This is a genomic window from Niveispirillum fermenti, from assembly GCF_048066175.1.
GTDB lineage: Bacteria > Pseudomonadota > Alphaproteobacteria > Azospirillales > Azospirillaceae > Niveispirillum > Niveispirillum fermenti.
The window spans coordinates 230,345-250,878 of the sequence record NZ_JBLTXA010000003.1; the positions used below are offsets into that span (position 1 = coordinate 230,345).

The following is a 20,534-nucleotide window of genomic DNA, read 5'->3' on the forward strand; positions in this document are numbered from 1 at the left end:
GCTATGGCTTTGAAGACTTTCCGTCCGATTACGCCCAGCCTCCGCCAGCTCGTTCTGGTGGATCGCTCGGAGCTGCACAAGGGCAAGCCTGTGAAGATGCTGACCGAGGGCCTGTCCGGCTCCGGCGGTCGCAACAACACCGGTCGCATCACGGCCCGCCGCATGGGTGGCGGGCACAAGCGCACCTACCGTATCGTGGACTTCAAGCGTCGCAAGTTCGACGTCCCGGCCACGGTGGAACGCCTGGAATATGACCCGAACCGTACCGGCTTCATCGCCCTGGTGAAGTACGAGGACGGCACGCTCTCCTACATTCTGGCCCCGCAGCGCCTGAAGGCCGGCGACGTCATCGTCTCCGGCGAAAAGGTCGATGTGAAGCCCGGCAATGCCATGCCGCTGAAGAACATCCCCGTCGGCACCATCGTCCACAATGTGGAGCTGAAGGCCGGCAAGGGTGGTCAGCTGGCTCGTTCCGCCGGTACGTACCTGCAGCTCGTCGGTCGCGACCAGGGCTATGCCCAGCTCAAGCTCCCCTCGGGCGAGCTGCGCATGGTCCGTGGTGAGTGCATGGCCACCATCGGTGCTGTGTCCAATCCGGACCAGTCCAACGTGGTCATCGCCAAGGCCGGCCGTAACCGCTGGCTCGGCAAGCGCCCGGCTGTTCGCGGTGTCGCCATGAACCCGATCGACCACCCGCACGGTGGTGGTGAAGGTCGCACCTCCGGTGGCCGTCATCCGGTCACGCCGTGGGGCAAGCCGACCAAGGGTAAGAAGACCCGTCAGAACAAGGGCACGGATAAGCTCATTATCCGCCGCCGCGCTAAGTAAGGGAGTGCTGCCGTGACTCGTTCCGTTTGGAAGGGGCCGTTCGTAGACGGCTACCTGTTGAAGAAGGCAGACAAGGCGCGGGCGTCGGGCCGCAACGAGATCATCAAGATCTGGTCGCGTCGCTCCACCATCCTGCCGCATTTCGTTGGTCTGACCTTCGGCGTGTACAATGGCCAGAAGTTCGTGCCGGTGCTGGTGACCGAAAACATGATCGGCCACAAGTTCGGTGAATTCTCGCCGACCCGTACGTTCTACGGTCATGCGGCCGACAAGAAGGCGAAGAGGAAGTAATCATGGGAAAGCCTGCTGCAGAGCGGCGCCTCAGCGAGACTGAGGCCAAGGCGTTCGGCGGAATGATCCGCACGAGCCCGCAGAAGCTGAACCTGGTTGCGCAGCTGATCCGCGGAAAGTCCGCTGGTGAAGCTGTCGCCCTTCTGACATTTTCCAAGCGTCGTATCGCTGGCGAAGTGAAGAAGGTCCTCCAGTCCGCCATCGCGAACGCCGAGAACAACCACCAGCTGGATGTCGATCGTCTGTATGTGTCCCATGCGACGGTCGGCAAGGCTCTGGTCATGAAGCGCTTCCACGCCCGCGCCCGCGGTCGTGGCGCCCGTGTCGAGAAGCTGTTCAGCAACCTGACCGTGATTGTGCGTGAGCGCGCTGAGGACAAGGCCGAGGGGGCCGCTGAATAATGGGTCAGAAAGTCAATCCGATCGGCCTGCGCGTTGGCATCAACCGCACCTGGGACAGCCGCTGGTACGCGGGCCGCGACTACGCCAAGCTGCTCCACCAGGACCTGAAGCTGCGCGGCTACCTGCAGTCCCGTCTGCAGGCGGCCGGTGTCAGCCGAGTCATCATTGAGCGTCCGGCCAAGAAGGCCCGCGTCACCATTCATACGGCCCGTCCGGGTGTGGTGATCGGCAAGAAGGGCGCGGACATCGAGAAGCTGCGCACGGAACTGAGCCGCATGGCCGGGTCCGACGTGAACCTGAACATCGTCGAGATCCGCAAGCCGGAACTGGACGCCCGGCTGATCGCCGAGAACATCGCCAGCCAGCTGGAACGCCGCGTGGCGTTCCGCCGCGCCATGAAGCGCGCCGTGCAGTCGGCGATGCGTCTGGGCGCCCAGGGTATCCGGATCAACTGCTCCGGTCGTCTGGGTGGTGCGGAAATCGCGCGTATCGAATGGTACCGTGAAGGCCGCGTGCCGCTGCACACCCTGCGTGCCGACATCGATTATGGTGTCGCGACCGCGAAGACCACCTATGGCACCTGCGGTGTCAAGGTGTGGGTGTTCAAGGGTGAGGTGTTGGCCCATGATCCGATGGCGCAGGACAAGCGCGCCGCGGACCAGACGGCCGCCCGCTGATCATCCGGATACTGGCAAGGGATCTAGAGAAGGCTACATGCCATGCTGAGTCCGAAGCGTACCAAGTATCGCAAGGCGCATAAGGGCCGTATTCACGGCGCGTCGAAGGGCGGTACCACTCTCAATTTCGGCGCTTTCGGCTTGAAAGCTGTCGAGCCGGCGCGTATCACGGCCCGTCAGATCGAGTCCGCGCGTCGTGCCATCACCCGTCACCTGCGTCGCCAGGGGCGCGTGTGGATCCGGATTTTCCCGGATCTGCCCGTTTCCTCGAAGCCGGCGGAAGTGCGCATGGGTTCCGGTAAGGGTTCTCCGGAATTCTGGGCCGCGCGCGTTGCGCCGGGCCGTATCATGTTCGAACTCGATGGCGTGCCGGCCGAACTGGCCACGCGCGCTTTCGAACTGGCCGCTGCGAAGCTGCCGATCAAGGTGCGTATGGTCACCCGTCTGGGTGAAGGGGGTGAGGCATGACGAAGGCTACCGACCTTCGCGCCAAGAGCGTGGACGAGCTGAACGATCAGCTCCTCCAGCTCAAGAAGGAGCAGTTCAACCTGCGTTTCCAGAAGGCCTCCGGCCAGCTGGAGAACACGGCGCGGGTTCGTGTGGTGCGTCGCGATATCGCCCGCATCAAGACCATCCTGGGCCAGCAGACGTCGTCTGCTGCGTCCGCGTCCTAAGGGGGTTAAGCGATGCCCCGTCGCGTCCTGCAGGGTACCGTGGTGTCCGACAAGGGTGACAAGACCGTCACCGTCCTGGTCGAGCGCCGCGTGATGCATCCTGTCTACAAGAAGTTCATCAAGCAATCCAAGAAGTACGCCGCTCACGACGAGGCGAACGCATTCAAGATCGGCGATACCGTCCAGATCGAAGAATGCCGTCCGATCTCCAAGTCCAAGCGGTGGACCGTTATTGTGGCCCCGGCCGCAGACGGCAATCCGAACGCCTGAAGATAAGGAAGACATTCCATGATTCAGATGCAAACCAACCTGGAAGTCGCGGACAATAGCGGCGCGCGCCGGGTGCAGTGCATCAAGGTGCTGGGCGGCGCTGGTCGTCGCTTCGCCGCCATCGGCGATATCATCGTCGTGTCGGTGAAGGAGGCGATCCCGCGCGGCCGTGTGAAGAAGGGTGACGTGCAGCGCGCCGTCATCGTTCGCACCGCAAAGGAACTGCGCCGTGAGGACGGTTCCGTCATCCGCTTCGACCGCAACGCCGCCGTGCTGATCAACAAGCAGGGCGAGCCGATCGGCACCCGTATTTTCGGGCCGGTCACCCGCGAGCTGCGCGGTAAGAAGTTCATGAAGATCATTTCGCTGGCGCCGGAGGTGCTCTGATGGCTGCGAAGATCCGCAAGAATGACCGTGTCGTTGTCATCGCTGGCAAGGACAAGGGCAAGACGGGCGAAGTCATCGAAGTGCTGCCGACCGAAGGTCGCGTCAAGGTGCGCGGTGTCAACCTGGTGAAAAAGCACCAGCGTCAGACGCCGATGCAGCAGGGCGGCATTGTCGAGATCGAAGCTGCGCTGGACGTGTCCAACGTCGCGCACATCGACCCGAAGACCAACAAGCCGACCCGCGTCGGCTTCCGGACCCTGGAAGACGGCCGCAAGGTTCGTTTTGCCAAGGCGTCCGGTGAAGTGATCGATCAGTGAGGCGCGCCATGGCTGCTCGTTTTAAGGAACGCTATGACGCGACCATCCGTGCAAAGTTGAAGGCGGAGTTCAACTACGCCAACGACATGCAGGTGCCGCGTCTGGAAAAGATCGTGATCAACATGGGCGTCGGCGAAGCCGCCGGCGATGGCAAGAAGGTGAACCAGGCGGCCGCCGAGCTGGCTGCCATCACCGGCCAGAAGCCCGTGATCACCAAGGCCCGCAAGTCCATCGCGCAGTTCAAGCTGCGTGAAGGCATGCCGATCGGCTGCAAGGTGACCCTGCGCCGCGACCGCATGTACGAGTTCCTGGACCGTCTGGTCACCATCGCGCTGCCCCGCGTCCGCGACTTCCGCGGCATCAAGGGCGATGCCTTCGATGGCCGTGGGAACTACGCCATGGGTCTGAAGGAACAGATCATCTTCCCCGAAATCGATTACGACAAGATCGATGAGATTCGGGGCATGGACATCATCTTCGTCACGACGGCCCAGACCGACAAGGAAGCCAAGGCTCTCCTGAAGGGTTTCGACATGCCGTTCGCCGGGGAGGCGGGGACCAATGGCTAAGAAGAGCTCGATCGAGAAGAACAAGCGCCGCACCGAGCTGGCGGCGAAGCATCGGGAAAAGCGGGCTGCCCTGAAGGCCACCGCGAAGAACCGCGAACTGTCCGATGAGGAGCGTTTTGCGGCCGTCCTGAAGCTGGCGCAGCTGCCCCGTAACGGCAGCCGCACCCGCATCCGGAACCGTTGCGAGCTGACGGGGCGTCCGCGCGCCTTCTATCGCAAGTTCCGCTTGTGCCGTGTTGCCCTGCGTGATCTCGCCAGCAATGGCCAGATCCCGGGCATGACCAAGTCCAGCTGGTAAGGAGGGTCGGGTAATGAGCCTGAGCGATCCCCTGGGCGATATGCTGACCCGCATCCGCAATGGTCAGAAGGCCCGTATGTCGGTCGTGACGAGCCCCGCCTCGAAGCTCCGTGCCAATGTGCTGGAGGTTTTGAAGCGTGAAGGTTACATCCGCGGTTATTCCGTGGAAGAGGACCGTCCCGGTGTGCAGTCCCTGCGCATCGAACTGAAATACTTCGAAGGCGAGCCGGTCATCAAGGAAGTGCATCGCGTTTCCAAGCCGGGCCGCCGCATCTATTCGAAGATCGCCGATCTGCCGCGGGTCTTTAATGGCCTGGGCATTTCGATCCTGTCGACGCCGCGTGGCGTCATGTCTGATGCGGAAGCCCGCGCTGCCAATGTCGGCGGCGAGGTCCTCTGCAAGGTGTTCTAAGGAGCACGGCCATGTCGCGTATCGGAAAGCATCCGGTGCCGGTCCCGGCCGGGGTTACCGTCCAGGTCACCGGTCAGACCATCACCGCGAAGGGCAAGCTGGGCGAGCTCAGCCTGACCCTCATCGACGAAATCGAAGCCAAGCTGGAGGACGGTAAGATCACCGTCCTGCCGCGCGCCGAAACGGTCCGCGCCCGCCAGAACTGGGCGACGGCCCGCACCAATGTTTCCAACTTGGTGACCGGGGTGGAGAAGGGTTTCACGCGCAACCTCGAAATCACCGGCGTCGGCTACAAGGCCGCCGTCGCTGGCAGCGAGCTTGTGCTGAACCTCGGTTTCAGCCACGACATCCGTTACCCCATTCCCGCGGGTATCACGATGAAGTGCGACAAGCCGACCTCCATCTCGATCAGCGGTGCTGATAAGCAGCAGGTTGGTCAGATCGCCGCGGAGATCCGTGGTTATCGTCCGCCCGAGCCCTACAAGGGCAAGGGTGTGAAGTACGATAACGAGACGATCATCCGCAAGGAAGGCAAGAAGAAGTAAGGCGGACGTCGATGAGCAAGCAACAGGATCTCAACGCGCGCCGCAAGGCGCGGGTGCGTGCCCGGCTCCGCAAGGTTGGCGGCGGTCGCGTGCGTCTCTCCGTTTTCCGGTCGAGCCAGCATATCTATGCCCAGATCATCGACGATACGGAGGGCCATACGCTGGTCTCCGCGTCGACTCTGGAAAAGACGCTGCGCGACGGCCTGAAGACCGGTGCGGACATCGAGGCGGCAAAGGCGGTCGGCAAGTTGATTGCCGAACGCGCCGTCGAGAAGGGTGTCAGCAGCGTTTATTTCGACCGTGGTCAGTACCTGTATCACGGGCGTGTGAAGGCCTTGGCCGACGCCGCCCGTGAGGCCGGCCTGCAGTTCTAAGGGGGTAGCAATGGCTCGTAATGAGAACAGCGCGGCCGGCGGCGAGGGTGAGCGGCGGAACCGCGATCGCGGCGAACGCCGTGATCGCGGGGACAACCGCGAGCGTCGCGAAGAGCGCGAAGGCGACGATCTCGTCGAGAAGCTTGTCGGGATTAACCGCGTCGCCAAGGTGGTGAAGGGTGGCCGTCGCTTCGGCTTTGCCGCCATCGTCGTGGTCGGTGATGCGAAGGGCCGCGTCGGCGTCGGATCGGGCAAGGCCCGTGAAGTGCCGGAAGCCATTCGCAAGGCCACCGACCAGGCCAAGCGCTCCATGATCCGCGTACCCCTGCGCGAAGGTCGCACGCTGCATCATGACGTGTACGGTCACTTCGGTGCCGGCAAGGTCGTGCTGCGCGCTGCCCCTCCGGGTACCGGCATCATCGCGGGCGGCCCGATGCGCGCCATCTTCGAAGCGCTGGGCGTGGCGGACGTGGTGACCAAGTCGGTCGGCACCTCCAACCCGCACAACATGATCAAGGCGACCTTCGACGCCCTGGCGCAGTGCGTCAGCCCGCGTTCGGTTGCTGCCCGTCGTGGCCGCCGCGTCTCCGACATTCTCGGCAAGCGCGATGGCGCTGGTGAGAAGGAGGCCGCATAATGGCTGAGAAGAGCACCGTCATCGTGACCCAGACGGGCAGCCCGATCGGACGCAAGTCCGATCAGCGCGCGACCCTGATCGGTCTGGGCCTCAACAAGCTGAACCGCACCCGCGAACTGGAGGATACCCCCTCCGTCCGCGGGATGATTGCCAAGGTTCGGCACCTCGTGCGCGTCGAGGAGGCCTCGTAAGAGGCGTCCCCGATACGGCCTGAAGGATCAAAACCATGAAGCTCAACGAAATCACCGAAAACGAAGGCGCCCGCAAGGGCCGCATGCGTATCGGCCGCGGGATCGGGTCCGGCAAGGGCAAGACCGGTGGTCGTGGCGTGAAGGGCCAGAAGTCGCGCACGGGCGTGTCGATCAAGGGCTTCGAAGGCGGCCAGATGCCTCTGCATCGCCGTCTGCCGAAGCGTGGTTTCTCCAACGCTCCGTTCGCCAAGGACTATGCCGTGGTCAATGTCGGCGCCGTGCAGAAGGCCATCGATGATGGTCGCCTGAACGCCGCGGAGACCGTGAACGCCGAAGCGCTGGTGAATGCCGGTCTGGCTCGTGCCGCCCGCGATGGCGTGCGCCTGCTGAACAAGGGCGCCATCACCGCCGCTGTCACCTTCGATGTTGCCGGCGCTTCCGCCGGTGCCGTCGAGGCCGTGCAGAAGGCGGGTGGCAAGGTGAACGTCCCGGCCGTCGAGGCCTGAGCGAGCACCCTTGCGACAGTGACGTTGGTGACGAGGCCCCGGGGCGACCCGGGGCCTCGTTGCGTTTGGTTCCCACGCACTTTCCTGCATCAGCGAAGCGGGGAGCAGGGGAGTTCCTGGTGGTTTCTCCATGGAAAGGGCATGGCTCTGTCAACGTCGGCACGACCCCGACGATAGTGGCATTGACCGTGCGACGGTTTGCGGGATATTTCCCCGCGGCAGACCGGAAGGGGAAGGCCCCTGACCCGTCGAAGCGAGGGACGGCGAACCCCCGCCAACAGCACATGGCATCGTGGCGCGACCGTTTTTCATGTTGACCGCATGGCCCTATGTCCTGTTGATACGCTGTGAGAAGGACTGGCCGTGTGTTTCGGCCAGCAATGTGACTTGCCAAGAGGCCTTTTATGGCATCCGCCGCTGAACAGCTTGCCGCGAATATGAGTTTCGGCGCCTTTTCCAAGGCGACCGAGCTCAAGAAGCGGATTTGGTTCACCCTGGGGGCGCTGATCGTCTACCGTCTGGGGACCTATATTCCGCTGCCGGGTATCGATTCCGGCGCCTTCGCCAGTTTCTTCGCCGACCAGTCGGGCGGCATCCTGGGCATGTTCAACATGTTCGCCGGTGGTGCTGTCGAGCGCATGAGCATCTTCGCGCTCAACATCATGCCCTACATTTCCGCCTCGATCATCATTCAGCTCATGACCGCTGTGTCGCCGACGCTGGAGACCTTGAAGAAGGAAGGCGAATCGGGCCGGAAGAAGATCAACCAGTACACGCGCTACCTGACGGTGGCCCTGGCCGTGGTGCAGTCCTACGGGCTGGCGCTTGGCCTGGAGGGCATGAACCAGGCGGGAGGCGGTGTCGTGATCGATCCGGGCTGGTTCTTCCGCCTGTCGACCGTCATCACGATGGTTGGCGGCACGATGTTCCTGATGTGGCTGGGTGAGCAGATCACGGCGCGCGGCGTTGGCAATGGCATCTCGCTGATCATCTTTTCGGGCATCGTCGCGGCATTGCCCGGTGCGCTGGCCCAGATCCTGGAGTTGGGCCGTACCGGCGCCATGAGCACCTGGTTCATTATCGGCGTGCTGCTGCTGGCCGTCATCGTGATCACGGGGATCGTGTTCTTCGAGCGCGCGCAGCGCCGCTTGATCGTGCAGTATCCCAAGCGCCAGGTTGGCAACAAGATGTATGGCGGTGAAGCCTCGCATCTGCCGCTGAAGCTGAATACGGCCGGCGTCATTCCGCCCATTTTCGCGTCGTCGCTGTTGCTGCTGCCGCTGACGGCGGTCGGCTTCTCGTCGAGCGGTGGGCCGGAATGGCTGTCCATGATCACGCGCAACGTGGCCCACGGCACGCCGCTTTATATGATCCTGTATACGGCGCTGATTGTCTTTTTCTGTTTCTTTTATACCGCCATTGTCTTCAATCCGACCGAAACGGCGGACAATCTGAAGAAGTATGGCGGGTTCATACCGGGCATCCGGCCCGGCAAGAACACGGCCGATTATCTGGATTTCGTGCTGACCCGTTTGACGGTGGTGGGGGCCGCCTACATCACGGTGGTCTGCCTGCTGCCCGAACTGATGATGGCGGAGTATGGGGCCGCCTTCTATTTCGGCGGTACCAGCCTGCTGATCATGGTGACGGTGACCCTGGATACGGTGGCTCAGATCCACTCCCACCTTCTGGCGCATCAGTATGAAGGCCTGATCAAGAAGGCCAAGCTGCGTGGGAGACGTGGATGAACCTGATTTTGTTGGGACCGCCGGGGGCGGGCAAGGGGACGCAGTCCCAGCGTCTGGAGAAGAAGTACGGCACCGTGCAGCTTTCGACCGGTGATATGCTCCGGGCGGCCGTGCGCAGTGGCTCCGAACTGGGGCAGCGGGCCGATGCCATCATGAAGGCCGGCCAGCTTGTACCCGACGAGGTCATGATTGCCATGATCGCCGAACGGATCGAACAGCCGGATTGCGCCAAGGGCTTCATCCTTGACGGTTTCCCGCGCACCGTGCCGCAGGCCGAGGCGCTGGACAGCATGCTGGCCGAGAAGGGCCTGAAGCTGGATCATGTGATCGAGATGAAGGTGGACGGTCCGGCACTGGTCACCCGAGTGACGGGGCGCTTCACCTGTGCCAAGTGCGGCGCCGGCTATCACGACACGTTCAAGCCGACCGCCACGTCCGGCGTGTGCGACAATTGCGGTTCGACCGAGTTCACCCGCCGCGCCGATGACAATGCCGAGACCTTCGGCAAGCGTCTTGCCGCCTATGAACGCGACACGGCACCCATCCTGCCCTACTACCGCGGTCGCGGTGTGCTGAAGCAGGTGGACGGCATGGCTGACATGGATGAGGTCACCCGGCAGTTGGAAGCCATCATCGGCTGATCAGCTTCCGGAAGTCCGGACCTGGGCGAACGAGAACGGGGCGGGCCTTGGGCACCGCCCCGTTTCTTTTGTGCCGCGCATGCCAGACCCTTGCCGGGATGCTTGACAGTGCCGGCGCGCTGCCTATACTCCGCGCCTTCGATCCCGCAAGGATCGGACGCGCACGACCATACCCGTCCATCGGCTTTTCGCCGGGGGCGTCGTTGGCGTGTGTATGCATTTGGAGGCCTGGAGCCGTATCCGGGTTTCTTCGGATGAGATGTCCCGAAGCCGACCGGTCGCCCCGCCACGGGTGCCGGAACCGGCAGGCGGGATGTGGACGAAGATCGTCCGGCCGTCCGGCCGGGCATAACGAGGAGAAGACACGTGGCGCGTATCGCTGGCGTCAATATCCCCACGGCAAAGCGTGTGGTGATCGCCCTTCAGTACATTCACGGCATTGGTCCGAAGTTCGCTTCCGACATCTGCGCCAAGGTTGGCATCCCGGCCGAGCGCCGCGTCAACCAGCTTACCGACGACGAGGTCCTGCGGATCCGCGAGACCATCGACAGCGACTACAAGGTCGAAGGTGACCTGCGTCGCGAAGTCGCCATGAACATCAAGCGTCTGATGGACATGGTTTCCTACCGCGGCCTGCGTCATCGCAAGGGCCTGCCGGTTCATGGCCAGCGCACGCATACCAATGCGCGCACCCGCAAGGGCCCGGCCAAGCCGATCGCCGGTAAGAAGAAGTAAGACGGGAGTAGGACCAAATGGCCAAGCCCAATGCCGCCGCGCGTCTTCGCCGTCGCGAGCGTAAGAACATCACCTCTGGCGTCGCGCATGTGAATGCCAGCTTCAACAACACCATGATCACCATCACCGACGCCCAGGGCAACACCATTGCCTGGTCCTCGTCGGGCACGATGGGCTTCAAGGGTTCGCGCAAGTCCACGCCCTACGCGGCGCAGGTCGCTGCCGAGGATGCCGGCCGCAAGGCGCAGGAACACGGCATGAAGACCCTGGAAGTCGAAGTGAAGGGTCCGGGTTCGGGCCGTGAATCGGCTCTGCGCGCCCTGCAGTCGATCGGCTTCCAGATCACGTCCATCCGCGACGTGACGCCGATCCCGCACAACGGCGTTCGCCCGCCGAAGAAGCGTCGCGTCTGATTTCTGTTGCTCATCGTCCCGGAGCAGGCTCCGTTCGGGAAAGGCCGCCACATGCCATCGTGGCGGCCCAGAATGGAACGGAACCCCTGCGCCGGGACGTTGTTTTCCCCCGATGGCATGAGGCACAGCCGTGATCCAGAAGAACTGGCAGACTCTCGAAAAGCCGAACAAGTTGGAAATCACGCCGGGCAATGACCCGAAGCGTGACGCCGTCATCGTCGCCGGCCCGCTGGAGCGTGGCTTTGGCCTGACGCTGGGCAATTCGCTGCGTCGCGTCCTGCTGTCGTCCCTGCAGGGTGCCGCTGTCACGTCGATCCATATCGACGGCGTGCTGCATGAATTCTCGTCGATCCCGGGCGTGCGCGAGGATGTGACGGACATCGTCCTGAACATCAAGGCCATGGCGCTGAAGATGGGTGCCGAAGGCCCCCGCCGCATGCGTCTGCGCGCCGAAGGCCCGTGCAATGTCGTTGCCGGCATGATCGACACCGGCGCCGATATCGAGGTGCTGGACCCCGATCACGTGATCTGCACGCTGGACGCCGGCGCGCGGCTCAACATGGAACTGACCGTTCATTCGGGCAAGGGCTATATCCCCGCCTCCATGAACCGTCCGGAAGACGCCCCGATCGGCCTGATCCCGGTCGACAGCATCTTCTCGCCCGTCCGCAAGGTCGCCTACAAGGTGGAAAACACCCGCGTCGGCCAGACCACGGACTATGACAAGCTGCTGCTGACCGTTGAGACCAACGGTGCGGTCACGCCGGAAGACGCGGTGGCCATCGCCGCCCGCATCCTGCAGGACCAGCTGCAGATGTTCATCAATTTCGAGGAGCCGCAGGCTGCCGTGGCCGAGTCGAAGGCGGACGAGATCCCCTTCAACAAGAACCTGCTGCGCAAGGTCGACGAGCTGGAACTGTCGGTCCGTTCGGCCAACTGCCTCAAGAACGACAACATCGTCTATATCGGTGATCTGGTGCAGAAGACCGAGGCGGAGATGCTCCGTACCCCGAACTTCGGCCGCAAGTCGCTGAACGAGATCAAGGAAGTGCTGGCCCAGATGGGTCTGCATCTCGGCATGGAAATCCCGAACTGGCCGCCTGAGAATATCGAGGACCTGGCCAAGCGTCTGGAAGAGCCGTACTGAGCTTGATTTTACGGGCGGAGCCGTCTAGGTTCCGCCCGCTTTTGCGTACCGGGCATTCCGCCCACCCCCGCCGTACTGGCCCTTCCGGGTACCGGCGCTTGCGGGGATCGCCATCGGTTCCGCCCAGCGGGGCCATGCTATGAAGGAGAGTACCCATGCGTCATGGAATGTCCGGGCGTAAGTTCAGCCGCACCACCTCCCACCGTCTGGCCATGTTCTCCAACATGGCGAACGCCCTGATCAAGCACGAGCAGATCAAGACGACCCTGCCGAAGGCCAAGGACCTGCGTCCGATCGTCGAGAAGCTGATCACGCTCGGCAAGAAGGGCGGCCTGGCCAACAAGCGTCTGGCCTATGCCGAGCTGCGCGACAATGCCGTTGTGGACAAGCTGTTCACCGTCATCGCCGAGCGTTACAAGGATCGCAACGGTGGCTATACCCGCGTCCTGAAGGCCGGCTTCCGCTATGGCGACAACGCCCCGATGGCCATCATCGAGTTCGTTGACCGCGACGTGGCCGCCAAGGGCCAGGACAGCGGCCCGGTCCTGGTCAAGGATGAGGACGGCGAGGAAGCCGCCGCCTGATTTCAGGTGTACGGTTGATCGTATGAAAAACCCCGGCGGGAGCAATCCCGTCGGGGTTTTTTTTATGTACGCCGATATCTTGTGCCGATCGATCCTGCATGGAATGCTGCGGTTCAACCCGCAGATCCTTCCAGGCGAGAAGTATCAGAGTCCGCTTTAAGGCGCCCACCCGTGATCCAGTCACAAGCCGGCAGGTGCAGAATCCAGCCTTCCTGATTGCGACTGGCGCCCAACGGGGCCGCGAGCGCAGTCCGCGTCATCTCCTGTTGACCCATTGCTTTCGAAACTGGGGTCTTCACGGTCGAATGCCTCCACCCAGTCCGGTACCGGCTCGTTACCAGCAGCCATCCGGAATAACCTCACCTGGAAAATCGTGGCGGGTGACGTGGCGCGTATAGTGGGAACGGCGGATGGTGGTGCTGAAAAGTACGCGCGCCCATGCCGTCCCCATCCCCCCGCGCTTACCCGTCATGCCATATCCCCCCTTGGCATATAGGCGCATCCGCGCTAAATAGGCCGCCACCGGGGAACCGAGGCCTTTGTGCTTTCGGCACCCCGGTTTTTTTCGTGCGGGATGGGTGCTGCGGCCTCGTGGTTCCTCCCGCCTCATCCACGCACTCGACCTCACCACGCCGGGTCGTTTGATCTGTTTTGACACGACGCTGGACGACGGAGCCCTTCTTATGCCCCGCACTACCCCGCTTTCTGATATCCGGAATATCGGCATCATCGCCCACGTCGATGCCGGCAAGACGACGACGACCGAGCGCATCCTGTACTATACCGGTCGCAAGCACACGATCATCGACGTTCATGATACCAAGGATCTGAAGACGTCGACGACGACCGACTACATGGAGCAGGAACAGAAGCGCGGCATCACGATTCAGTCGGCGGCCGTGTCCTGCTTCTGGAAGGGCAAGAAGATCAACGTCATCGACACCCCGGGCCACGTGGACTTCACCATCGAGGTGAACCGTAGCTTGCGCGTGCTCGACGGCGCTGTCGTCGTGTTCGACGGTGTGGCCGGCGTGGAGCCGCAGACCGAGACCAACTGGCGCCTCGCGGACAACTACAAGGTTCCGCGCATGTGCTATGTCAACAAGCTGGATCGCTCGGGCGCGAATTTCCGCCGCACGGTGAAGATGGTTGTTGACCGCCTGGGCTCGCGCCCGGTGCCGCTGCAGATGCCGATCGGCTCGGAAGATGATTTCCACGGCATGATCGACCTCGTCGAGATGAAGGCCTATGTCTGGTTCTCCGACGAGAAGGATGCCAAGTGGGAAGAGTGGGAAGTCACGGATGATCTGGCTGACAAGCTGAAGATCACCAACGCCTACGACCGCGAGCTGCTGTCCCAGTACAAGCAGTATCGCCAGGATCTGGTGGAAGCCTGCGTCGAGCAGGACGAAGATGCCATGGAAGCCTATCTGACGGACGGCAGCGAGCCGTCGGTCGATGTGCTGAAGGCTTGCATCCGCAAGGCCACCATCGATGGTGCCTTCGTGCCGGTCCTGTGCGGCTCCTCCTACAAGAACAAGGGCGTGCCGCAGCTTCTGGACGCCGTTGTGGCTTACCTCCCGGCCCCGACCGACGTGGAAGCCATCAAGACGGTGGACCCCGATGGCAACCCGGACGGCGAGCGCGTCTGCTCCGACGACGAGCCCTTCTCGGGCCTGGCCTTCAAGGTGCTGAACGACAAGTACGGCTCGCTGACCTTCGTCCGCGTCTATTCGGGCGTCGTGACCAAGGGTTCCGCCCTGCTGAACACCACCCGTGGCAAGCGTGAGCGCATCGGCCGTATCGTGGAGATGTTCGCCAAGGACACCAACGATCTGGATGAGTGCCGCGCCGGCGACATCGTCGCCTTCGTGTCGCTGGCCGAAACCGATACCGGCGACACGCTGTGCGATCCGACCGCTCCCGTCGTGCTGGAGCGCATGCGCTTCCCCGACCCCGTGATCTCCGTCTCCATCGAGCCGAAGAACCGCGGTGACCAGGACAAGTTCGGTGCCGCCATCGGCAAGATGGTCCGTGCCGACCCCTCGCTGCGTCTGGAAACCGATCGTGAGACCGGCCAGACCCTGCTGCGCGGCATGGGCGAACTGCACCTGGAAGTCACCCTGGACCGCGTCCGCACCGAATATGGTGTGGAAGGCGTCATGGGCCGTCCGCAGGTGGCCTATCGCGAGACGATCACCCGTCCGGTCACGCATATCTATACCCACAAGAAGCAGACCGGCGGTTCGGGCCAGTTCGCTGAAGTGAAGATCGTGTTCGAGCCGCAGGAGCGGGGCCAGGGCTATGCGTTCGTCGACCAGGTGGTCGGCGGTACCGTGCCGCGTGAATACATCCCGTCGGTCGACAAGGGCCTGCAGATGCAGAAGGAAGACGGTGTCATCGCCGGCTATCCGACTGTGGACTTCAAGGCCACGCTGATCGACGGCAAGTATCACGACGTCGACTCCAACGCCCTGACCTTCGAAATCGCCGCGAAGGCCTGCTTCCGTGAGGCCATGAAGCTGGCCGGCCCGGTGCTGCTGGAGCCGATCATGAAGGTCGAGGTCGTGGTGCCGGAGGATTACCTGGGTGACGTGATCGGCGACGTGAACCGTCGTCGCGGCACGATCCTGGGTCAGCTGGAGCGCGGCAACAACATCGCCGTCGAGAGCCACGTTCCGCTGTCCGAAATGTTCGGCTATATCGGCCAGCTGCGTGGCATGACGTCGGGTCGCGGCTCCTTCACCATGGAGTTCTCGCACTACGATCCGGTGCCCCGTAACGTGGCCGACGAAATCGTCGCCAAGCAGGGCAAGAACGGCTGATCCGGCATATCCATTGCCGGCTGATTGCCTGAGGTTTACGGCCGTCCCCATCCGGGGGCGGCCGTTTTCCGTTCCAGAGCCTTCATCCATGTCCACCCGGTGCCCGTCCCGATGTCGACCCCGTCCACCCCGCGCATGACCGCCCCCCATTGGCAGCAAGCCGCGCCCGCCCTGTTCGTGCTGCTGTGGAGCACGGGCTTCATCGGCGGCAAGCTGGGGCTTCCCCATGCGGAGCCGCTGACTTTCCTGCTCTGGCGCATGGCGCTGGTGGCCGTGGCGCTGACGATCGTTTCCGCCTGGGTGAAGGCGCCCTGGCCCGGCAGCTGGCGGGCGGCCGCCCACATCGCCGTGGCCGGGCTGCTGGTTCACGGGCTTTATCTGGGCGGTGTGTTCGCGGCCCTGGACCAGGGCGTGCCGGCGGGCCCGGTGGCCGTCATCGTCGGCATGCAGCCCCTGCTGACAGCGCTGGCGGCGGGTCCCCTGTTCGGCGAAAGGCTGACCCGGCGCCAGTGGCTCGGGCTGGTGCTCGGCCTTGGCGGCGTGGTGGCCGTGGTGTGGGAGAAGCTGGCCCTGGGTATCGGAACGCCGCTGGGGCTCGCCCTGTGCGGTGTGGCCCTGATGGGCATCACAGGGGGTACGCTCTATCAGAAGCGCTATTGCGCGGAAATGGATCTGCGTACCGGCACCGCCATCCAGTACGGCGCGACAGGCGCCGTCCTGGCCATTCTGGCGCCGATGCTGGAAACCATGCATGTCCGGTGGACGGGGGCGTTCATTTTCGCCCTGCTCTGGCTTTGTCTGGTCCTGTCGGTGGGGGCCGTGTTCCTGCTGTTCGCCCTGATCCGGCAGGGGGCGGCGTCGAAAGTGGCCAGTCTGTTCTATCTGGTGCCGCCGGTCACGGCGGTGATGGCCTGGGCGCTGTTCGGTGAGCGCTTGGGGCCGCTGGCGTTGGCTGGCATGGCGTTGACGGCCGGCGGTGTGGCCCTGGTCCTGCGGCGGTGACCGGGCGGTAGAACCTCCCACGCGCGCGGTGGGGCCGGCGGCCGGCCGGCGATGGCGTCACCAACCGGCTTGCGTCCGTCGGGCCGGCTGGCTAAGGTCCCCCCACTTCCAACACTATCGCAAGGTAAGAGGCATCATGTCTGACGCCGCAACCTCCAACGATGTCGGCGGTATCGCGGCCGACCGTCTGCGCTCCTTCATCGAGCGTATCGAACGCCTGGAGGAGGAGAAAAAGGGTATCCAGGACGATATCAAGGATATCTATGCCGAGGCGAAGGGCACCGGCTTCGATACAAAGGTGATGCGCCAGATCATCCGCATCCGCCGGATGGAGAAGGAAGACCGTCAGGAGATGGACGCCCTTCTGGAACTGTACAAGGCGGCGCTGGGGATCGAGTGATCCTTCTGCCGCCCTGATCGATGAGCGCCGGGCCTTCCCGGAAATCATCGGCACCGGCGGCAACGGCTGCCACCGCGCCGGGCGGCGCATATACTTGGATCGGCCGGGTATCGTCCCGGCCGTCCGTTTTTCGGCATCAAGTCCTTGACGGCCGGACGCCCTTCGCGAAGGGTGGCATATGCCGGCCGGCCCAACCATCGGAGTGCCATGCTCTCCCTGGACGTTCGCCCCATCTTCTATGTCATCGGTGCGCTTTTGTCGGTCATCGCGCTGGCGATGGTGGCGCCGCTGACGGCCGACCTGGCCGCCGGCCATGATGATTGGCGTGTCTTCGCCGTGTCGTCGGCGCTGACCCTGTTTTTCGGCGTGCTGCTGATGCTGATGAACCGGTCGGGGCGCATCGCGCTGTCGTTGCGCCAGACATTCATCCTGACATCCGTCGCCTGGATCATCGTCTGCGCCTTCGCGGCCCTGCCATTCGTCTTCACCGAACAGGGGCTGTCCTATACCAATGCCTATTTCGAGGCCATGTCGGGCCTGACCACCACGGGGGCCAGCGCCTATTCGTCGGTCCAGACATTGCCGCCCGGCGTGCTGCTTTGGCGCTCGCTGCTGGTCTGGCTGGGCGGTATCGGTATCGTGGGCATGGGCATCGTGATCCTGCCGTTCCTGCGGGTCGGCGGGATGCAGCTTTTCCGCAGCGAATCATCGGACAAGTCCGACAAGGTGGTGCCGCGCGCCGCCGATATGGCCCTTGGCTTCGGCTGGGTTTATCTCGCGCTGACCATCATCTGCATCATCCTGTTGAAGATGGCGGGCCTCGGCATGTTCGACGCCATCAATCATTCGATGACCGCGCTGGGGACGGGTGGCTTCTCCACCAAGGACAGTTCGATCGGCTATTTCCAGAACCCTGCCGCCGAATGGATCATCATCCTGTTCATGTTCCTGGGCAGCCTGCCGTTCGTCCGGTTTATCAGCATGATCAAGGGCGATGTCAAGGCCCTGTGGCATGACAGTCAGGTCCGTACCTATACGGCCTTTACCGGGATTGTGGCCTCACTGCTGGCCATCTATCTGATGGCCACGGGGCAGATGGGGGCTACCGATGCCATCCGCCATTCCTTCTTCAACTGCGTCTCGCTGATCACCACCACGGGCTTCTCTTCCACCGATTATCTGGCCTGGGGTCACGGGCCCGTGGCGCTGTTCTTCATCCTGACCCTGGTGGGCGGCTGCACGGGTTCCACTTCCGGCGGGATCAAGATGTTCCGGTTCGAGATCCTGTGGCTGGCGATGCGCATGCAGGTCCACCGGCTGTTCAGCCCCAATCGCGTCATGCCGCTTTCCTATAATGGCAAGCTGGTGGATGCCGACGTCATCGTCTCGGTGATGAGCTTCATCTTCCTCTACATGGCGCTGATCCTGGTCTTCGGTGTGCTGCTGGCCCTGACGGGGCTGGATTACGTCACGGCCATTTCCGCGGCGGCGACGGCCGTCAGCAATGTCGGCCCCGGTCTTTCCCAGGCTATCGGTCCGGTCGGCAATTACGACCCGTTGCATGATTTCGGCATCTGGATCATGTCGCTTGGCATGTTGCTGGGCCGGCTGGAACTGTTCACGGTGCTGGTCCTGATCAGCCCGTCCTTCTGGCGACGGTAAAGCCGCTCGACGGGCGGCCTCTCCGCATTTAAACATTTGTTTGAAGCCCGGTGCGAGCGGGCCGCGAACAAAGGGGAGGGACTGGCACATGAGCCGGATGGATCGCCGCGAGATCGATTTTCTGCTGGATGGCCTGCTGGACCTGGAGGGGCTGCTGTCGCGCCCGCGCTATGCGCATCTGGACCGTGACGCGCTGTCCCAGGTGCTGGATACGGCTGCGGGTCTGGCCGACACGAAGTTCGGCCCCCATTACCACGACACCGACAAGCATGAGCCGGAGCGCATCGACGGCAAGGTCGTGATGCTGCCGGCCGTGAAGGAGGCTGTGGATGCCCTGGCGGGTGCCGGCTTCATGGCTGCCCACCATGACGAGGAACTGGGTGGCCTTCAGCTTCCCTGGTGTGTCGTGCAGGCGGCCTTCAGCTTCTTCCAGACGGCGAACATCGCCACGGCCGCCTATCCGTTCCTGACCATCGGGGCCGGCAACCTGATCCGCAGCTTTGGCAGCCCCGGGCAGCAGGCGATGTTCCTGGCCCCCATGCTGACGGGCCGCTTCTTCGGCACCATGGCCCTGTCGGAACCCCAGGCCGGCAGCAGCTTGGCCGATATCCGCACCGGTGCGGTGCCCAATGCCGACGGTTCCTATGCCATCACGGGGACCAAGCAATGGATCAGTGCCGGCGAGCATGAGTTGTCGGAAAACATCGTCCATATGGTGCTGGCCAGAATCAAGGGCGCGCCGGCCGGCGTGAAGGGCATCAGCCTGTTCATCGTGCCGCGCCATCGCATCAACGCGGATGGCAGTCTGGGTCCGGATAATGACGTGCGGCTGGTCAGCCTGCTGCACAAGATGGGGTATCGCGGCACCACCAGCACCATCCTGTCCTTTGGAGAGGAGGGGCGCTGCCAGGGCTTCCTGGTGGGGCAGGCGCATCAGGGACTGGCCTATATGTTCCAGATGATGAACGAGGCGCGGATCGGCGTGGGGCTGGGGGCGGCGGCCCTGGGGTATGCCGGCTATCGCTATTCCGCCGATTATGCGCGCACGCGCACGCAAGGGCGGCCCCTGGCGGCCCGCGATCCGGCCAGCCCCATGATCCCCATCATCGAACATGCCGATGTCCGGCGCATGTTGCTGCAGCAGAAGGCGGCCGCAGAGGGCGCCATCGCCCTTTGCCTCTATTGCGCCCGACTGGTGGATGAGGAGAAGACAGCGCCCGACGCGGCCGACCGGCGCCGGGCCGGCCTGCTGCTGGAACTGCTGACACCCATCGCCAAGTCCTGGCCTTCCGAACATTGTCTGGAAGCCAATAAATGGGCCATCCAGATTCTGGGTGGCTATGGCTATACCCGCGATTATCCGGTGGAGCAGTATTATCGCGACAACCGCCTGAACCCGATCCATGAGGGCACATATGGTATCCAGGCCAATGACCTGCTGGGTCGCAAGCTGTTCATGGAAAACGGCGCGGCGCTGGAGGAGCTGGGCCGTACCATGGGGGTCACCATCGCCCGGGCGGCCGGCATGCCCGATCTGGCCGGCCACGCGGCCGACCTGCGCGATGCCCTGACCCGCGTGGCCAGCGTCACCGCCCGCCTGGGGCAGGTACGGGCCGCGGGGGATGTGGCGCTCTGCCTGGCCAATGCCACGGCGTATCTGGAGATGTTCGGCCACACGGTGCTGGCCTGGATCTGGCTGCGCCAGGCCATGGCCGCCGCCGACCGGTTGGCGACGGGGCAGGGGGATGCCGATTATCTGAACGGCAAGCTGGCCGCCTGCCGCTGGTTCTTCGCGCACGAACTGCCCAAGACGATAACGCAGGCGGCATTGCTGGCCAGCCTGGACCGAACCGTGCTTGATGTCCGGCCGGAATGGTTGTGATGGTAAAAAGCCATCATGATCCGCTTATACTATTTTGCGGTGATCAGAACCAATAGGCTCTGATCACCCCCCTCAATTGCCGGCGCCAACATGTGTTGGCTTGGCTACGCCGCCGAAG

28 protein-coding genes are annotated in these 20,534 nt (G+C 63.4%); all 28 read left to right on the forward strand.

Annotated elements, in window-relative coordinates; genetic code table 11:
• Nucleotides 1-3: 3 nt before the first annotated feature.
• The 28 genes from rplB to ACM9LZ_RS04690 all read left to right on the forward strand — a co-directional run bounded on the left by rplB (nt 4) and on the right by ACM9LZ_RS04690 (nt 20,416).
• A complete protein-coding gene (gene rplB, locus ACM9LZ_RS04555) occupies nt 4-828 on the forward strand; it encodes a 50S ribosomal protein L2 (RefSeq protein ID WP_416618160.1) in 825 nt (274 codons plus the stop codon).
• 12 nt (nt 829-840) lie between these two features.
• Nucleotides 841-1,119 (forward strand): 30S ribosomal protein S19, encoded by a 279-nt coding sequence (gene rpsS, locus ACM9LZ_RS04560; protein WP_054168362.1) that lies wholly within the window; start codon nt 841-843, stop codon nt 1,117-1,119.
• Nucleotides 1,120-1,121: 2 nt separating this feature from the next.
• Complete coding sequence (rplV, locus tag ACM9LZ_RS04565; RefSeq protein WP_416618161.1) at nt 1,122-1,520, forward strand: 50S ribosomal protein L22; 399 nt, start codon at nt 1,122-1,124, stop codon at nt 1,518-1,520.
• Complete coding sequence (rpsC, locus tag ACM9LZ_RS04570) at nt 1,520-2,197, forward strand: 30S ribosomal protein S3 (RefSeq protein ID WP_416618162.1); 678 nt, start codon at nt 1,520-1,522, stop codon at nt 2,195-2,197. Before rplV ends, rpsC begins: the two co-directional genes overlap by 1 nt.
• A 42-nt stretch (nt 2,198-2,239) precedes the next feature.
• On the forward strand, nt 2,240-2,665 hold the full coding sequence (gene rplP, locus ACM9LZ_RS04575) for a 50S ribosomal protein L16 (protein WP_416618163.1): 426 nt from the start codon (nt 2,240-2,242) through the stop codon (nt 2,663-2,665).
• Nucleotides 2,662-2,871: a 50S ribosomal protein L29 gene (rpmC, locus tag ACM9LZ_RS04580; protein WP_416618164.1), complete on the forward strand. Its 210-nt coding sequence runs from the start codon at nt 2,662-2,664 to the stop codon at nt 2,869-2,871. The genes rplP and rpmC overlap by 4 nt, the downstream gene beginning before the upstream one ends.
• A 12-nt stretch (nt 2,872-2,883) precedes the next feature.
• Complete coding sequence (gene rpsQ / locus ACM9LZ_RS04585) at nt 2,884-3,141, forward strand: 30S ribosomal protein S17 (RefSeq protein ID WP_416618165.1); 258 nt, start codon at nt 2,884-2,886, stop codon at nt 3,139-3,141.
• A gap of 18 nt (nt 3,142-3,159) precedes the next feature.
• Nucleotides 3,160-3,528, forward strand: coding sequence for a 50S ribosomal protein L14 (gene rplN, locus ACM9LZ_RS04590; RefSeq protein WP_094456275.1), 369 nt, complete (start codon nt 3,160-3,162; stop codon nt 3,526-3,528).
• Nucleotides 3,525-3,845: a 50S ribosomal protein L24 gene (rplX, locus tag ACM9LZ_RS04595; protein ID WP_211098329.1), complete on the forward strand. Its 321-nt coding sequence runs from the start codon at nt 3,525-3,527 to the stop codon at nt 3,843-3,845. Before rplN ends, rplX begins: the two co-directional genes overlap by 4 nt.
• Before the next feature lie 8 nt (nt 3,846-3,853).
• Nucleotides 3,854-4,414: a 50S ribosomal protein L5 gene (gene rplE, locus ACM9LZ_RS04600; protein WP_416618166.1), complete on the forward strand. Its 561-nt coding sequence runs from the start codon at nt 3,854-3,856 to the stop codon at nt 4,412-4,414.
• The gene (gene rpsN / locus ACM9LZ_RS04605) at nt 4,407-4,712 is read left to right on the forward strand and encodes a 30S ribosomal protein S14 (protein ID WP_416618167.1); all 306 of its coding nucleotides are present in this window, start codon (nt 4,407-4,409) and stop codon (nt 4,710-4,712) included. Before rplE ends, rpsN begins: the two co-directional genes overlap by 8 nt.
• A 13-nt stretch (nt 4,713-4,725) precedes the next feature.
• Nucleotides 4,726-5,124: a 30S ribosomal protein S8 gene (gene rpsH / locus ACM9LZ_RS04610; protein ID WP_416618168.1), complete on the forward strand. Its 399-nt coding sequence runs from the start codon at nt 4,726-4,728 to the stop codon at nt 5,122-5,124.
• A gap of 11 nt (nt 5,125-5,135) precedes the next feature.
• The gene (gene rplF / locus ACM9LZ_RS04615; RefSeq protein WP_416618169.1) at nt 5,136-5,669 is read left to right on the forward strand and encodes a 50S ribosomal protein L6; all 534 of its coding nucleotides are present in this window, start codon (nt 5,136-5,138) and stop codon (nt 5,667-5,669) included.
• Between the two features lie 11 nt (nt 5,670-5,680).
• Nucleotides 5,681-6,043 (forward strand): 50S ribosomal protein L18, encoded by a 363-nt coding sequence (rplR, locus tag ACM9LZ_RS04620; protein ID WP_416618170.1) that lies wholly within the window; start codon nt 5,681-5,683, stop codon nt 6,041-6,043.
• Between the two features lie 10 nt (nt 6,044-6,053).
• Nucleotides 6,054-6,680, forward strand: a complete 627-nt coding sequence (gene rpsE / locus ACM9LZ_RS04625; protein WP_416618171.1) for a 30S ribosomal protein S5 — start codon at nt 6,054-6,056, stop codon at nt 6,678-6,680.
• Nucleotides 6,680-6,871 carry a 50S ribosomal protein L30 gene (gene rpmD / locus ACM9LZ_RS04630; RefSeq protein ID WP_416618172.1) on the forward strand — a complete coding sequence of 64 codons (192 nt, stop codon included), beginning with the start codon at nt 6,680-6,682 and terminating at the stop codon, nt 6,869-6,871. Before rpsE ends, rpmD begins: the two co-directional genes overlap by 1 nt.
• A gap of 35 nt (nt 6,872-6,906) precedes the next feature.
• Nucleotides 6,907-7,377, forward strand: coding sequence for a 50S ribosomal protein L15 (gene rplO / locus ACM9LZ_RS04635; protein WP_416618173.1), 471 nt, complete (start codon nt 6,907-6,909; stop codon nt 7,375-7,377).
• Between the two features lie 404 nt (nt 7,378-7,781).
• Entirely contained in the window at nt 7,782-9,125 is a 1,344-nt protein-coding gene (gene secY / locus ACM9LZ_RS04640) for a preprotein translocase subunit SecY (RefSeq protein ID WP_416618174.1), read from the forward strand.
• Nucleotides 9,122-9,766 carry an adenylate kinase gene (locus ACM9LZ_RS04645; RefSeq protein ID WP_416618175.1) on the forward strand — a complete coding sequence of 215 codons (645 nt, stop codon included), beginning with the start codon at nt 9,122-9,124 and terminating at the stop codon, nt 9,764-9,766. Before secY ends, ACM9LZ_RS04645 begins: the two co-directional genes overlap by 4 nt.
• Nucleotides 9,767-10,132: 366 nt before the next feature.
• The gene (rpsM, locus tag ACM9LZ_RS04650; RefSeq protein ID WP_416618176.1) at nt 10,133-10,501 is read left to right on the forward strand and encodes a 30S ribosomal protein S13; all 369 of its coding nucleotides are present in this window, start codon (nt 10,133-10,135) and stop codon (nt 10,499-10,501) included.
• A 17-nt stretch (nt 10,502-10,518) separates the two neighbouring features.
• A complete protein-coding gene (rpsK, locus tag ACM9LZ_RS04655; protein WP_416618177.1) occupies nt 10,519-10,914 on the forward strand; it encodes a 30S ribosomal protein S11 in 396 nt (131 codons plus the stop codon).
• 130 nt (nt 10,915-11,044) lie between these two features.
• Nucleotides 11,045-12,061 (forward strand): DNA-directed RNA polymerase subunit alpha, encoded by a 1,017-nt coding sequence (locus ACM9LZ_RS04660; protein WP_416618178.1) that lies wholly within the window; start codon nt 11,045-11,047, stop codon nt 12,059-12,061.
• A gap of 155 nt (nt 12,062-12,216) precedes the next feature.
• The gene (rplQ, locus tag ACM9LZ_RS04665) at nt 12,217-12,645 is read left to right on the forward strand and encodes a 50S ribosomal protein L17 (protein ID WP_102113032.1); all 429 of its coding nucleotides are present in this window, start codon (nt 12,217-12,219) and stop codon (nt 12,643-12,645) included.
• Nucleotides 12,646-13,328: 683 nt separating this feature from the next.
• The gene (gene fusA / locus ACM9LZ_RS04670; protein WP_416618179.1) at nt 13,329-15,470 is read left to right on the forward strand and encodes an elongation factor G; all 2,142 of its coding nucleotides are present in this window, start codon (nt 13,329-13,331) and stop codon (nt 15,468-15,470) included.
• A gap of 111 nt (nt 15,471-15,581) precedes the next feature.
• Nucleotides 15,582-16,472, forward strand: coding sequence for a DMT family transporter (locus ACM9LZ_RS04675; RefSeq protein ID WP_416618180.1), 891 nt, complete (start codon nt 15,582-15,584; stop codon nt 16,470-16,472).
• Nucleotides 16,473-16,608: 136 nt separating this feature from the next.
• Entirely contained in the window at nt 16,609-16,872 is a 264-nt protein-coding gene (locus ACM9LZ_RS04680; protein ID WP_054168339.1) for a DUF2312 domain-containing protein, read from the forward strand.
• A 207-nt stretch (nt 16,873-17,079) separates the two neighbouring features.
• Nucleotides 17,080-18,534, forward strand: a complete 1,455-nt coding sequence (locus tag ACM9LZ_RS04685) for a TrkH family potassium uptake protein (protein ID WP_416618181.1) — start codon at nt 17,080-17,082, stop codon at nt 18,532-18,534.
• An 88-nt stretch (nt 18,535-18,622) separates the two neighbouring features.
• A complete protein-coding gene (locus tag ACM9LZ_RS04690) occupies nt 18,623-20,416 on the forward strand; it encodes an acyl-CoA dehydrogenase (RefSeq protein WP_416618182.1) in 1,794 nt (597 codons plus the stop codon).
• Nucleotides 20,417-20,534 lie beyond the last annotated feature (118 nt).

What these genes read in the sequence shown, in the direction of transcription:
- rplF (WP_416618169.1), top strand. Translation starts at nt 5,136, where the DNA reads ATGTCGCGTATCGGAAAGCATCCGGTGCCGGTCCCGGCCGGGGTTACC.
- rpsC (WP_416618162.1), top strand. Translation starts at nt 1,520, where the DNA reads ATGGGTCAGAAAGTCAATCCGATCGGCCTGCGCGTTGGCATCAACCGC.
- rplB (WP_416618160.1), top strand. Translation starts at nt 4, where the DNA reads ATGGCTTTGAAGACTTTCCGTCCGATTACGCCCAGCCTCCGCCAGCTC.
- ACM9LZ_RS04645 (WP_416618175.1), top strand. Translation starts at nt 9,122, where the DNA reads ATGAACCTGATTTTGTTGGGACCGCCGGGGGCGGGCAAGGGGACGCAG.
- ACM9LZ_RS04690 (WP_416618182.1), top strand. Translation starts at nt 18,623, where the DNA reads ATGAGCCGGATGGATCGCCGCGAGATCGATTTTCTGCTGGATGGCCTG.
- ACM9LZ_RS04675 (WP_416618180.1), top strand. Translation starts at nt 15,582, where the DNA reads ATGTCGACCCCGTCCACCCCGCGCATGACCGCCCCCCATTGGCAGCAA.
- rplE (WP_416618166.1), top strand. Translation starts at nt 3,854, where the DNA reads ATGGCTGCTCGTTTTAAGGAACGCTATGACGCGACCATCCGTGCAAAG.
- ACM9LZ_RS04685 (WP_416618181.1), top strand. Translation starts at nt 17,080, where the DNA reads ATGCTCTCCCTGGACGTTCGCCCCATCTTCTATGTCATCGGTGCGCTT.
- rplN (WP_094456275.1), top strand. Translation starts at nt 3,160, where the DNA reads ATGATTCAGATGCAAACCAACCTGGAAGTCGCGGACAATAGCGGCGCG.
- rpmD (WP_416618172.1), top strand. Translation starts at nt 6,680, where the DNA reads ATGGCTGAGAAGAGCACCGTCATCGTGACCCAGACGGGCAGCCCGATC.
- rplQ (WP_102113032.1), top strand. Translation starts at nt 12,217, where the DNA reads ATGCGTCATGGAATGTCCGGGCGTAAGTTCAGCCGCACCACCTCCCAC.
- rplO (WP_416618173.1), top strand. Translation starts at nt 6,907, where the DNA reads ATGAAGCTCAACGAAATCACCGAAAACGAAGGCGCCCGCAAGGGCCGC.
- rpsK (WP_416618177.1), top strand. Translation starts at nt 10,519, where the DNA reads ATGGCCAAGCCCAATGCCGCCGCGCGTCTTCGCCGTCGCGAGCGTAAG.
- rplV (WP_416618161.1), top strand. Translation starts at nt 1,122, where the DNA reads ATGGGAAAGCCTGCTGCAGAGCGGCGCCTCAGCGAGACTGAGGCCAAG.
- ACM9LZ_RS04680 (WP_054168339.1), top strand. Translation starts at nt 16,609, where the DNA reads ATGTCTGACGCCGCAACCTCCAACGATGTCGGCGGTATCGCGGCCGAC.
- rplP (WP_416618163.1), top strand. Translation starts at nt 2,240, where the DNA reads ATGCTGAGTCCGAAGCGTACCAAGTATCGCAAGGCGCATAAGGGCCGT.
- rplR (WP_416618170.1), top strand. Translation starts at nt 5,681, where the DNA reads ATGAGCAAGCAACAGGATCTCAACGCGCGCCGCAAGGCGCGGGTGCGT.
- secY (WP_416618174.1), top strand. Translation starts at nt 7,782, where the DNA reads ATGGCATCCGCCGCTGAACAGCTTGCCGCGAATATGAGTTTCGGCGCC.
- rpsQ (WP_416618165.1), top strand. Translation starts at nt 2,884, where the DNA reads ATGCCCCGTCGCGTCCTGCAGGGTACCGTGGTGTCCGACAAGGGTGAC.
- fusA (WP_416618179.1), top strand. Translation starts at nt 13,329, where the DNA reads ATGCCCCGCACTACCCCGCTTTCTGATATCCGGAATATCGGCATCATC.
- rpmC (WP_416618164.1), top strand. Translation starts at nt 2,662, where the DNA reads ATGACGAAGGCTACCGACCTTCGCGCCAAGAGCGTGGACGAGCTGAAC.
- rpsH (WP_416618168.1), top strand. Translation starts at nt 4,726, where the DNA reads ATGAGCCTGAGCGATCCCCTGGGCGATATGCTGACCCGCATCCGCAAT.
- rpsN (WP_416618167.1), top strand. Translation starts at nt 4,407, where the DNA reads ATGGCTAAGAAGAGCTCGATCGAGAAGAACAAGCGCCGCACCGAGCTG.
- rpsE (WP_416618171.1), top strand. Translation starts at nt 6,054, where the DNA reads ATGGCTCGTAATGAGAACAGCGCGGCCGGCGGCGAGGGTGAGCGGCGG.